At 43.1% G+C, this 11,943-nt stretch carries 13 protein-coding genes; 8 read left to right on the forward strand and 5 right to left on the reverse strand.

The genetic code is table 11. The features are described 5' to 3' along the window. Nucleotides 1-48: 48 nt before the first annotated feature. The 3 genes from L3V27_RS00810 (at nucleotide 49) to L3V27_RS00820 (ending at nucleotide 2,092) form a co-directional block, all read left to right on the forward strand. On the forward strand, nucleotides 49-408 hold the full coding sequence (locus tag L3V27_RS00810) for a hypothetical protein (RefSeq protein WP_006741341.1): 360 nt from the start codon (nucleotides 49-51) through the stop codon (nucleotides 406-408). Nucleotides 409-622: 214 nt separating this feature from the next. After that, nucleotides 623-1,141: a glycine zipper 2TM domain-containing protein gene (locus tag L3V27_RS00815; RefSeq protein ID WP_005392659.1), complete on the forward strand. Its 519-nt coding sequence runs from the start codon at nucleotides 623-625 to the stop codon at nucleotides 1,139-1,141. 171 nt (nucleotides 1,142-1,312) lie between these two features. Next, nucleotides 1,313-2,092 (forward strand): methyltransferase-like protein 9, encoded by a 780-nt coding sequence (locus L3V27_RS00820; protein ID WP_237310734.1) that lies wholly within the window; start codon nucleotides 1,313-1,315, stop codon nucleotides 2,090-2,092. 64 nt (nucleotides 2,093-2,156) lie between these two features. Here L3V27_RS00820 and L3V27_RS00825 read toward each other — a convergent pair whose 3' ends face one another. After that, nucleotides 2,157-3,053: a DMT family transporter gene (locus L3V27_RS00825; RefSeq protein WP_046873824.1), complete on the reverse strand. Its 897-nt coding sequence runs from the start codon at nucleotides 3,051-3,053 to the stop codon at nucleotides 2,157-2,159. 94 nt (nucleotides 3,054-3,147) lie between these two features. Here L3V27_RS00825 and L3V27_RS00830 point away from each other — a divergent pair, with 94 nt between their 5' ends. The 3 genes from L3V27_RS00830 (at nucleotide 3,148) to L3V27_RS00840 (ending at nucleotide 6,655) form a co-directional block, all read left to right on the forward strand. Next, the gene (locus L3V27_RS00830) at nucleotides 3,148-4,032 is read left to right on the forward strand and encodes a LysR family transcriptional regulator (RefSeq protein ID WP_005392662.1); all 885 of its coding nucleotides are present in this window, start codon (nucleotides 3,148-3,150) and stop codon (nucleotides 4,030-4,032) included. A gap of 180 nt (nucleotides 4,033-4,212) precedes the next feature. Beyond that, complete coding sequence (locus L3V27_RS00835; protein ID WP_005373936.1) at nucleotides 4,213-4,827, forward strand: outer membrane beta-barrel protein; 615 nt, start codon at nucleotides 4,213-4,215, stop codon at nucleotides 4,825-4,827. Nucleotides 4,828-4,987: 160 nt separating this feature from the next. Beyond that, nucleotides 4,988-6,655, forward strand: a complete 1,668-nt coding sequence (locus L3V27_RS00840; protein WP_237310735.1) for an ABC transporter substrate-binding protein — start codon at nucleotides 4,988-4,990, stop codon at nucleotides 6,653-6,655. Nucleotides 6,656-6,730: 75 nt separating this feature from the next. Here L3V27_RS00840 and ompV read toward each other — a convergent pair whose 3' ends face one another. From ompV to L3V27_RS00860, 4 genes are all read right to left on the reverse strand, one after another. Then, a complete protein-coding gene (gene ompV, locus L3V27_RS00845) occupies nucleotides 6,731-7,507 on the reverse strand; it encodes an outer membrane protein OmpV (RefSeq protein ID WP_005392665.1) in 777 nt (258 codons plus the stop codon). 219 nt (nucleotides 7,508-7,726) lie between these two features. After that, nucleotides 7,727-8,263, reverse strand: coding sequence for a copper resistance protein NlpE (locus tag L3V27_RS00850; RefSeq protein WP_074189815.1), 537 nt, complete (start codon nucleotides 8,261-8,263; stop codon nucleotides 7,727-7,729). 252 nt (nucleotides 8,264-8,515) lie between these two features. Further along, nucleotides 8,516-9,745 (reverse strand): glycine betaine/L-proline ABC transporter ATP-binding protein, encoded by a 1,230-nt coding sequence (locus L3V27_RS00855; RefSeq protein WP_237310736.1) that lies wholly within the window; start codon nucleotides 9,743-9,745, stop codon nucleotides 8,516-8,518. After that, on the reverse strand, nucleotides 9,738-10,637 hold the full coding sequence (locus tag L3V27_RS00860; RefSeq protein ID WP_046873819.1) for a proline/glycine betaine ABC transporter permease: 900 nt from the start codon (nucleotides 10,635-10,637) through the stop codon (nucleotides 9,738-9,740). The genes L3V27_RS00855 and L3V27_RS00860 overlap by 8 nt, the downstream gene beginning before the upstream one ends. 502 nt (nucleotides 10,638-11,139) lie before the next feature. On the opposite strand from L3V27_RS00860, the gene L3V27_RS00865 reads away from it, so the two are divergent. Next, nucleotides 11,140-11,430 (forward strand): DUF134 domain-containing protein, encoded by a 291-nt coding sequence (locus L3V27_RS00865; protein WP_237310738.1) that lies wholly within the window; start codon nucleotides 11,140-11,142, stop codon nucleotides 11,428-11,430. Next, the gene (locus tag L3V27_RS00870; protein ID WP_237310739.1) at nucleotides 11,427-11,942 is read left to right on the forward strand and encodes a NifB/NifX family molybdenum-iron cluster-binding protein; all 516 of its coding nucleotides are present in this window, start codon (nucleotides 11,427-11,429) and stop codon (nucleotides 11,940-11,942) included. The genes L3V27_RS00865 and L3V27_RS00870 overlap by 4 nt, the downstream gene beginning before the upstream one ends. Nucleotide 11,943 lies beyond the last annotated feature (1 nt).

The following is an 11,943-nucleotide window of genomic DNA, read 5'->3' on the forward strand; positions in this document are numbered from 1 at the left end:
GCTTTTATGACTTTGGGCTTCGCGTAATTGCTTGAATCAGGAGTCAAAATGAACCTAGTAGTACATTTGCAAAAGAAAGCGATCCGAAAATATGGCTATGAGATGGCCACTCGTCAAGCATGGAAATGTGGCATCAAGGCAAATCTTGTTAAGCGCGTGATCGGCCTTTTTAAAGGACAAATTGTTTGTGTGATTGAAGGTTGTCGCGCAGAGTTTTCTTCTCCTCTTAATAACCCCCTTCACGAAGATGACAAGCAAGGGCGATATGTGTTTGTTGGTGGTGTATGCTGGGAACCAAACAACATTATTGCTCCTGGCTTTCCTGATTTTATGTTTATGCACGTGCGTAACCTGAGTCACCGTCATAAGTATTTAACCGACGACGAACTGTTTTTAAGCTTGGCTTAAAAATAAGCCTCATAGGTTAATCAAGCCTAATCATAATCAGTAATGATACGGTTTTAGCTCAGTTGACATTCTGTTGAGTGTTTCTTGACGTACCTTTTATAAAACAGTGTTTCTTTACTCGTTAATGACAGAGGGTTTGTTTTCGCCTGATGTGATTTCCTAATTGCGATTTACTATACCGCTCATCAAAGCAAACCATACTGGGATGTAAATCATGAATATGAAATCTATCGCAATTGCAACGGCAGTTGTTGCTGTACTAGCAGGCTGTAAAGACAAAACGCCACCAGCTCCAACCCAAGCAAACATTACTTTGGTTGAAGCGGTGACTGAAACTGTGAAAAATCCACACCAAGTATGTAAAGACGTGGTAGTAACGGAGCAAGTTGCCCCTACGGATGATAATAAAATAATTGGTACGGTCGGCGGCGCAGCAGCTGGCGCGGCATTGGGTAACCAAATCGGTGGCGGCTCAGGTAAAGTGATTGCAACTGCAGCTGGTACGATTGCTGGTGCATTAACGGGTCGTAAGATTCAGGAGAACGTGCAACAAGGCGATGTAGTGACAACGACGAAAAAGCAGTGTCACACAGAATACACAACATCTGAAAAAGTAGTGGGTTACGATGTCACTTATGAAGTTTCAGGTGCGCCAACGACGGTTCGCTTAGCGAGCAAGCCAGCGACAAAAACGTTCCCAATTCAAGATGGCAAAGTTGTTCTTCCGCAATAACTAGCTCCTCAACCGAAGTAATTAACAAGCCCTTTTATCTTTGAGACGAAAGGGCTTTTTCACATAAGCGGTGTTTTCATCTATTTTCCCGCGGGAATGTGCAGCCAGAATTACCAGTTAATTTTCAGCGTTCGATACAATCACTTTTCTAAAAGTACGAACGGAAAAAACATGGAAGATTTTTACCTGACCGATCGCGGTTTAGCTGGTTATTTCGAAGCGCAATGGTTCGACAAGTTCATCGAAGATAAGCAGATTGAGACGATAACCAGTCGCTCAAAACAAGTCCCACTCTCTTTTTTGTCATCACCACATTGTTCCCAAGTCGCTGACTTTATTGCGAAGACGGCACTTGAGAGCGGCGTTCAGCCGTGTTCCCTACTTGAGGTTGGGGCGGCCCTGGGAAGAAACTATTATGAGTTAGTGCAACGCTTACCTAGCCTTAAAGAAGCGACGCTGGTTGAGCCTTCAAATAGGTTGATGGATGGCTTGAAGCAACTATTAATAGAAGAACAACGAGTCGAGCTAACTTATCTTCACGATGTGAACACCTTAAACGCTTTAGAGGTAGAGAATAGAGATATCGTGCAAAAATGTGCTCATGTTGATTTGATGCTGATTAACCAACCTTTTGAGCACGATACTCTCCAGTCTAGCTTTGATTTAGTCGTATGTTTGAACGTGGTTGATCAATGTGAGTCGCCACTTAGCGTGATCAACGCTCTAAAAGAAGCCACCAAGGTTGGCGGGCTGATGGTTGTCTCTTGCACTTATCAGTGGAACGCGAAACACATCAAAAATGAAGAAGAAGCGGTCGATGATATAAAAGAGTACTTTGCTGAAGGTTGGCGTTTAGTATCGGAAGCCGATCATGAATATCGCATCCGGTTTAATGATCGTTTTGCAAGGCAGTTTTTATCTCATGTGGTCGCTTACATCAGAATGGATTAGAGCTACATAAAAAAACCGAGCACTTACGACTCGGTTTTTTTAGTCTTTGAGGTAGAGCGCGATTTTAAGTAACGTGCGCCTCTTTTTGTTCTCGCTCTTGCTGAGCTTGCAGCTTTTTCTTGCGACGTTCTCGTTTAGAAAGCCAAACCAGCGGCACAACAATCATTATTGTTCCTATCGCCATGAATATGTCTGGCACTTCTCCAAACCAGATCAATCCCACAAACACGGCACCAATTAAGCCACTGTATTCAGCGCTGGCAATTTTGTTGCTATCAATCGAGCGGTAAGCGATCACACATGTTGCCGCATAAATCATGATGAACAAACTTGAGCCAGCAGCGACAGGGAAAGCACTCCAGTCCCAAGGTTCCGCTTCGATCAGAACAAGTAAGAAAGCCACGGGAATACCTGCCAAGTTTGTCATCAATAACGTTTGCATGACAGATTGATTTTTTGGCAGTTTTCGAATGAGCAAGTTATTGATTGCCAGGGTAATAGCCACAACTAAAGCCGAAATCGCTGCCCAGTCGATCTGATCTGGACGAATGATGACCAACACACCAGCAAAGCCCATGATCGCAGCCGCGACCGATTGTTTAGACAGCTGTTCGCCAAAAAATATCGCGGCAAGCGGCAGCATGATTAATGGCGCGGCGTAGAAGATTGCGTTCGCAGTTGCGAGCGGTAAAGATGAAATCGCCAAAACCATAAATATAGCACCAAGCAACCACACGTGAGCGCGTACAGCATGCCATTTAAATCCTTCAAGAAAATGAGTCTTTTTTGTCAGCAAGCAGACAGGCAGTAGGAAAAGCACTGCGGAAATTTGTCGGAAAAAGACAAACTGAAAAATAGGCACTTCATTTCCGACACTTTTAATTAAAGAGTCCGAAAGCACCGCAATGAGATTCCCAACAATTAATAGCAGCATAGCTGCGCCGACCGATGTAACTTTCACTTATTTCCTCTCCTCTTTCTTTGCCAAAGAGTAGGTGATGTCATAGGATGAAGTGAAGTGATATTTATTAGTTTAAGTATGAGATTTTTAGATAATGAAATTGCCACCACTCAGAGCGGTTCACTGTTTTGAATCTGTCGCTCGAAACTCTAGCTTTTCGCTTGCGGCTGAAGAGCTCAATGTGACGCAAAGTGCCGTTAGTCATCAGATACGATTATTGGAAGATTATTTGGGCGAGTCATTATTTATTCGTCAAGGAAGAAAGCTCTCTTTATCGGATACTGGTGCTCGTTATTTAGAGGATATTAGCCCGGCAATTAGCTCTATTGCGATGGCCAGCCAAAAGGTGAGAGAAGGGGACAAAGGCAGCATACGTTTAGCGATTTATAGCTCGCTTGCCGTAAAGTGGCTTATTCCGCGTTTGTCTGATTTTAAGCGGTTACATCCGGAAATCGATCTGACACTCAATATGGTTGTTGGTGATCCTGAGCAGACAGATAGCGTTGGTGATTGCTTTATCACGGTAGAGAAGCCAAAGCGCAACTATATGTCGGTGAAGTTATACGCGGAAACGCTGTATCCGGTATGCAGCCATAAAATTTGGAAAGAGTTACAAGATCAACCCATTCCAGAAGCGCTTTGGCGATATCCTATTTTGTCGACAGATTCTATTTATCGTGAGAGAGGAAAAGACTGGGCAGAGTGGTGCAGAGCGGGTGGTTACACTTTGCCAAAAGATGTCGATGTTCAACATTTTAGTCATATGTTGTTGGCAATTGAGGCTGCACGTTATGACCAAGGCATCGCATTTGCGAATGATTTTATGCTCAATGAAAGAGATAAAGCGCATGATTTGGTGTATATCCCTTCTCATGGATTAGAGACGGGGGACAGCTTTTATTTTATTCATAAAAAGAGCCGAGCCAAGCAGGCGGAAATCATCAAACTCACCAATTGGTTGAAGCAACAGTGCTTGTAAAATGACTAAATTGTCATAATTAAGAAATAAAGTGGCAAAGTTGTGTTTAAATATTTCATGTTTTATTGAGTTTTTATTCATTAACATCAACTTGGTTTTGAAACCGAGTGAAATGGATAGCATGACGTGCTTAAGGATGGGCAAAACACAACCTCAATAATTAACAGGCAGTGAAATACAATGTTTAAAAAAACATGGCTAATGACAGCCCTTCTAGCAACATGTTCTGTTGCAAACGCAGCTCCTTACGTTGGTGCATCGGTAGGTCAAGCATCGTTTGGTGATGTTAATGGCTCTATCAATGGCGGTGGTACCAACGCTAGCACTAAGCTTAAACTTGAAGATGACTCAAGCCTTTCAGGCAAAGTATTCGGTGGTTACAAATTCAACGAATACATTTCTCTAGAGGCAGCCATTGGTGGCTACGATGCTTTAGACGGCAAAGTTGTTACTGTTGGTGATATGAAGTATTTATCGATTCAACCAAAAGCGACTCTACCTATTGGTGATCGTTTCAACCTTTTTGCTAAAGCTGGTCTTTCTTACTTCAATGCGGAATTCAAAATTAGCAACTCTGTGATTGACGGTAGCGCAGGCCATACCACCATTTCTGACAGCACTGTAACAGGCATGTACGGTTTAGGTGCAGAGTTCGCTATTACAGAAAATTTTGCTCTACAAGTTGAATGGGAATACATGATGCCTGAGCTAGACATTGCGAAATTTGGCAATGAAAAAGTAACGGTTGATGCTGACATCAACGTGTTCTCTGTAGGTATGAGCTACCGTTTCTAAGAATACTTATTCAAGTTACCTCTTGGCTTAGTAAACGTTTTTGACTTCTGTTGGTCGAGCTGAGTCCAAGCTTTGAATTTGTTTAGATATAGCACAGGAAGTTTAGTTGCTAAGCGTCCTGTGCTATTTTTTTGCTTTGGAATAACTCTTAGGAATTTTTGTGAACGATGTCAATCTTAGGTATCTGGATCTACTGTTAAAGCACTTTGAACCTCATCAATATCACTTCGTTACGCTGTCGGAGCTTGAAGTGGTAATTTGTACGTCAAGGCGCAATGTTTCTATTGTGATGAAAAAGCTTGCCTCTTACGGTTGGGTAGATTGGAAACCTGCAATTGGCAGAAGTAACGCCAGTCGTCTGAATATTACTATTTCCCTTCAACAAGCGATGACCGAATTTTTGGTTGAGGAGCTTGGCCGGGGAAGAATGAACTCGATAACAAAACTTATCGATTGGTTCGGCCAAAGTGCTGTCAGGGCGCTGACGATTGCCTCTGAAAAAGTGAACCAGTTGAATGAGTCAAATAACGCTATTTTGATCTCCTCTTACCCTTGGGTGTCTAAGGTCGATCCTGCGAATACTTATCGTCATACTGAACTGCATGTGGCGAAAAGTGTTTATGATGTTTTGCTGACTCAAAATTCCAATGGTGGCATTGAGCCTTCGCTAGCACATGAGTGGAAAATGGAAGGCAATGTGATGACGTTATGGTTGAGGCCTGGAATATATCGTCACGATGGCGAACTTCTCAGCATACAAGATGTTGTTTGGAGCATCGAAAGACTTAAGGAAATAAAAGGACCAGTACACGAGCTCTGGCAGTGTATTGACAGTGTGATTGCCGAAACATCGAGCTGCTTAAAAATTACATTGAAACATCCGAACATGTTTTTTCCATACATGCTAGCCACTCCTCACGCTTCTATTCTTTGTCGAGATGTTGTTTCTTTCGGTTCTGGTTATTCTTACCACATAGGCACCGGACCATTTAAAATCAGTGGTTGGAACCAAGAGAGTATGCTTCTTCAAGCACACAAAGAATATTTTTCAGCGCGCGCATTGTTAGACCAAATTACGCTGTCTCATGGTGATGTTAAGACCCTGAATATGTTGAGTTTTAACCAAACCTCTGATCACGTTGAAGTGGAAAAAATCAGCGCATTTTCATATTTGACCTATCGTGAACGCGCGGACTCTAATCTCGCAAAAGAAGATTGGCATCAACTCGCCGATTACATCAATGCGCAAAAGAGAATCTATGAGGCGCAAAGTGCCGTTGACAGCATTCAGTTAGCGACTCAAGAGCAAGATTTACTAATCGCAGAGGCTGTTGTGACGCCTAAGCTACAAGGTAAAGTAGCGCTAGCTGAGCCAATCTGGACGATACCAAGTTTAATTCGTCACTCTGAGTGGTTGCACCGAGTGATTCGGGCGACGGGATTAGAGCTAGAGATCGTCATTATTGATGACATTAGTTTTCCTGAAGTCGTATCACATCGAGCGGACTTGCTCCTAATTGAAGAAGTCATGGAAGCGCCGTTTGAGTATGGCGTATTTGAATGGCTATCGATAGCAACAGGTTTGCGTTTTAGTTTTGATCAAAGCCAGATGTTGATCCATCGAGAAAACCTTCGCGAAGCCATGACAAATGCTCAATCTTTACAATCTCTTTTAGGCGTAGAAAAAGCGTTACGAGAGCAGTATCTTTATTTGCCTTTATTTGTTGGCTATGAAGAGGTGACAAAAACACAGCAAGTGCGCGGTGTTCAGGTGAAAAATACGGGTTATAGCGATTTGCATCGTCTCTGGATAGCTCACTTTAACTAGCATATTTCGACACGGTGAGCACAGAGTATGAATACATAAAGCCATCGCAGTGATGGCTTTATGTGGAATGTAGAGTTAGAAGTTGTACGACACACTCGCGCCAACAACCCATTGGTTTGCACTATCAACAATCGAGGAATCGCTGATACCGCTGCCTAGGCGAGTGTATTGTGTCATTTGGCTCACTTGCCAGTTATCGTTGATTGGCATGACTAGCTTGTAGCCTAAACCATAGCTTACTGTTGAATCACCTTTGTACGCTTTGCGGTTTGCATTTGCTTCGCGTTGTTTTACGCCAAAGTAGTAATCTACGTAGTCTTCACTTTGATAAGTTAGGTTAGCAAAAGGAACAAAATCAACACTACCGAAGTTCATAATGTGGAAGTAAGTCGCACCCGCTAAGTAACCTTTGTAAGCACCACTGATATCATGTTGAAGGTATGTTGAAATCACATTGTGTTGATCTAACGTAAAGTCAGTGTTCAAACCTAAATCGACAGCAAAGCGACGTTTATCCGTGCCTTTCAGGCTCTTTGCAATATCACCGTCACGCATGACACCACTGCCAACAAGGTAAGCACTCATGTTGATTAATTCATTGGTGTTACCGAAGAAACGGTAGTTAATGCCACTTAGATCGGCGTTAAAGTCGTCACCATGGTAACCGCCATTTAGAATTGGAGCTGTATTGTATTTTTGATCTTTGAAAAGATCGCTGCCATGAGCCACTCCGACTTCCGCGTTCCAGCCACCTTCATTGTTGTAGATGTTACCGTTACGAATATAAGTATCACCAGCAACCGCTGAACCAGCAGCAGTCAGAGTTAGTAGTGCAATTAATGTCTTTTTCATCATTTTTCCGAGTTGTTCTGATTTGTTTTGAACACTGTACAAAATGAAGTTGTAAGCCTCTATCAGCAAAGCGTATGGAAATGTAATGAACCATCAGGATAAGAAGCGGAATGTAAGATCAGAGGAGGAAGATAAGAAAGGCAACCGCCGTCGATGGAAAGAAAAAATCCGAGCTGGGGTAGCTCGGATTTAGATTATTTATCAGGTATCGATACGAACTTATTGTTGTTTCGTTAAGTTGTATAACGGTGCTAGGTCACCTGTTACTTTTTCGCCATTCATGTCTAGCTTCATAAGTACATTTTCACCAACAAAGTATTGGTTTGGCGCATCTTCGTTTGTCAACGTTACGATGCTGCCGTTTGCATCCCAAGTGAATTGGCCTTCAGACTTTGACTGACCGTCTTGTTTGTCTTGGTAGCTTTCTTCAAGTACGTAAGTGCCATCTTGATTTAGTGTGATGGTCATGTCGATACCTGAACAATCCGCACATGGAAGCGTACCTTTGTATGTGCCGTTCCAGTCCAGGGCATTTTGTGCGTTATGCTCAGAGTCTACAAATGTTTCTTCAGTGATGACTTGTTCTTCTGCTACTGGCAGCGTGTCAATTGTCTCTGTAGTAACTTCTGCGCTAGTAGTGACTTCAGTTTCCGTCGCTTGAGGTACTTCAACTGCGCTTGTTTCGGCAGGTTTCTCATCTTGACAGCCTGCAAGAATGATTACCGCGCCTGTTAGTGCCAACATTGTTTTTTTCATTTTATCCCTCTTTAAATCAAGATTTTGTATGAGAGTAATAGTAGACATTTATCAGGTATTTGCGTCATCAAAAAGCAATAGAATGATCTATCTATGTCAATAAAACCGAATATGAGCATGAAATTGTCAGGAAAATCAGAACAATGTAAATGTTGATTGGGATATCAAGCTTGAGTCTACAAATAAATATCTAGAGGGGGGCAGAGATAGTGAAAACAGCCTACATTGCTGTGAGCTGTTTTATTAAATCAGTTAAGAGGCCTTATCGATGTTTGAACGTGAGGTGCTTCGTTTTGTGCTGTCTTCATCAGCGAATAAACCAGCAACAGTACGACGCTCTAATTCACCTTTCAAATGACCATGCTCATCGACAACGGGCAGTGAGTATTCGCACGACATGGTTTCAGTCAATATTTGCTCAATGGCTGAATGGGGAGAGATGATAGGCACTTCTTCATAGATATCATCATCCCAGCTTGGGGTTTGAGCTAACTTCGTCGCGTCTAGTAACCCTTGTTGCGTTATCACGCCTTGATAGCCTGCATCGGTCACATGATAAGCATAATCACGTTTTACACGTTTCATCTCACTGAGCGCTTCTTCAATGGTTTTAGCGGCAATGCGATATGAAGGTGGCTGCATCACAGTCTCAACCGTCAATGCTCGCGCTCTATTGACGTCTTTTACAAAGGCTTCAACGTACTCATCGGCAGGATGCAGCAATATTTCGTCTGGTGAACCTTGTTGCACAAGCTCACCGTCTTTAAGGATCGCAATGCGATCGCCAAGGCGCAGTGCTTCATCTAAATCATGAGTAATGAAAATAATGGTTTTGTGCAGCTTCTGTTGCAGCTCTACCAGCTGATCCTGCATTTCGCTCCGAATCAGTGGGTCCAGCGCTGAAAATGCCTCGTCCATTAATAGTATTTCGGCATTGGTTGCCAACGCTCGCGCGAGGCCTACGCGTTGCTGCTGACCACCTGATAGCTGAGCGGGGTATTGGTTCTCATAACCCGTTAATCCAACGGTATCCAACCACTCGTTTGCTTTTTCTAAGCGCGCTTCTTTACTTATTCCTTGAATTTCCAAACCGTAAGCGATGTTGTCGATAACAGTGCGATGAGGCAATAAGCCAAAACGTTGAAACACCATCGACATCTTATGACGACGAAACTGCTCTAACTCCTTGTTAGAAAGCTGCATGACATCTACCCCTTCCACCAAAATCTGTCCCATGGTTGGATCGATTAGGCGATTGAAGTGGCGAATCATGGTGGACTTTCCTGAACCGGATAATCCCATGATGACGAAAATCTCGCCCTTTTTAATTTGGAGGTTGATGTCTTTTAGCCCGACCGTGTGGCCCGTTTCCGCCAACACGTGTTCTTTACTATGTCCCAACTTGACGCGCTCAATCACGCTGTTGGGTTTGGGGCCGAAGATTTTATACAGACCGCTGATTTCGATAAGTGGACTAGTCATGCTTTAAATCTCCTAGATGGGCTTGAGTGCGTTTCGCATACGCTTGTGAAGCGCGGTCGAAAAGAATCGCTAGGGCGACAATGGCTAGACCATTTAAAAGACCAAGAGTGAAATATTGATTGGTAATCGACTTAAGAACGGGCTGGCCCAAACCTTTTACCCCAATCATCGATGCGATGACAACCATCGACAGTGCCATCATTATCGTTTGGTTGATTCCCGCCATGATGGTTGGCATTGCGAGCGGAAGTTGGACCCCAAAAAGCCGCTGTTTACTGCTGGCACCAAATGCGGTTGCGGCTTCCAACACTTCTTTATCCACCAAACGAATACCCAAATTAGTTAAACGAATAACAGGTGGAATCGCGTAGATTACTACTGCGATGAGGCCAGGAATTTTGCCGATCCCGAGTAACATCACAACTGGGATGAGGTACACAAATGCCGGCATGGTCTGCATGACGTCGAGTAATGGCGTCACAACAGACTGAATACGATTAGAGCGCGCCATGGCGATGCCGATAGGGATCCCGAGTGTGATTGCCAGCATGGTACACACCGTGATAATACTGAGCGTGCGCATTGTGTCTTCCCACATGCCGAAGTAGCCAATCAGGATAAGTGAGCCAAAACATGCGATGGCCAGTTTCCAAGAGCGACTAGCGGCATAAACGAGGGCGGTGCAGACGCCTAAAACAACGACCCAAGGTGTTGAAATAAGCAGTTTTTCAAACCAGACAAGAAATGAAAGGAGCGGATCAAAGAGAGACTCGATAAGTTCACCATATTCACGAGAGAAATCTCGGTAGGCGCCATCGAGTGTTTTGCGAATCGCTCTAAGATCAGAGCGATCCATTTCTGGGAATTCGCTGAGCCAATTCGAGTCAGACATATTTACTTCCTTTTCTGATATATCTAGGTGCCCTCAAGAGATGTGATTCAGCAAGAATAGCTGGGATCGTAGACCAAGTAATGATTGGTGGTTCGATAGGTCCTCCATCTATTGTTTTACCCTTTAGGCTCATTTCAATGCGGTCGACCTGCACTTTATAGTTACTTAGGTAGACACCCTTTTAATAAAATAATCATTAGTGTTCAAATGAATGATTTGATCGGATTATAGTTTTTCTTCTCCAATAAAATGAATACATTAGCGCGTATTTGTATGAAAAGTCTGCGCAAACTAACGTTTTTATTATCTAGATAATTAGAATTGATCTTTTTGCTCGTTTGTCACCAAAGTTTGTAAATTTTTAGATGTCTAATTAATCCTGATGTCTTACGTATTTATCGTGTCGATTTTTGCAAACTTAGTTTATTGGCATATGCTAAAAATGTTATTGGCATATGCCAGTTTAAGGCGTAATTTGACCCTGTGTTTTCGAGGGATAATGATGGCAAGACCAAAAATAGAAAGACGAATATGCGGACGTGCTGCGCACCATTGTTTCAAACCTAATGGCGTGCCATTTCATCAGTTGAAGCAAGTCGCCATATTACCAGAAGAGCTAGAAGCACTGCGTTTGGCCGATTTAGAGGGTCTTAGCCAGCAGCAAGCTGCTGAACAGATGGGCGTCTCTAGACAAACTTTTGGTAACACAGTAAAAAGTGCAAGATTGAAAGTCGCAAAAAGTTTAGTTGAAGGTCATGCATTAGTTTTTCCGGATGAGGAGTCAAACTTATGATTTATGCTATTCCTAATGATGGTGAGCGGGTGGCAAACCACTTTGTTAAAGCACCATATATTGCTATTTATTCTGATACTGACGGTATGCTAAAAAACTTAGCGAACATTGCTTCGATGCCACAAGCAGGTTGCAATGCGAAGTCTCAGTTAATTCAGTCTCTGCAAGAGTACAATGTGGATGCTGTACTTGTACGAAATATCGGTGAACGCGCATTAGCCAAATTACTTCGTAGTGGCACGCAAGTATTCAGGCTTTCTACCCGTAGCTCATTGGAAGATGTACTTGCGGTTCCAAGAGAGCCTCTCATTGAGCCGTCTCAAGGTCGTCCCTCAAACAATCATAAGAAAAATGCTCACAAGCCAAAAGGCGGTTGCGGTTCCTGTGGTTGTGGTGGCAAAAAATCCAAACCCTCCTTGCTGACAAGACCGAAAGCACCAACAGGGCTACTTAAAGTGACATCTCGCCCTGCTATACTTAGGCTAAAGACGATGGCTAATAAGGCAGGTTAAT

This window comes from Vibrio sp. J2-3(2022) (assembly GCF_021725735.1).
Classification (GTDB): Bacteria; Pseudomonadota; Gammaproteobacteria; order Enterobacterales; family Vibrionaceae; genus Vibrio; species Vibrio diabolicus.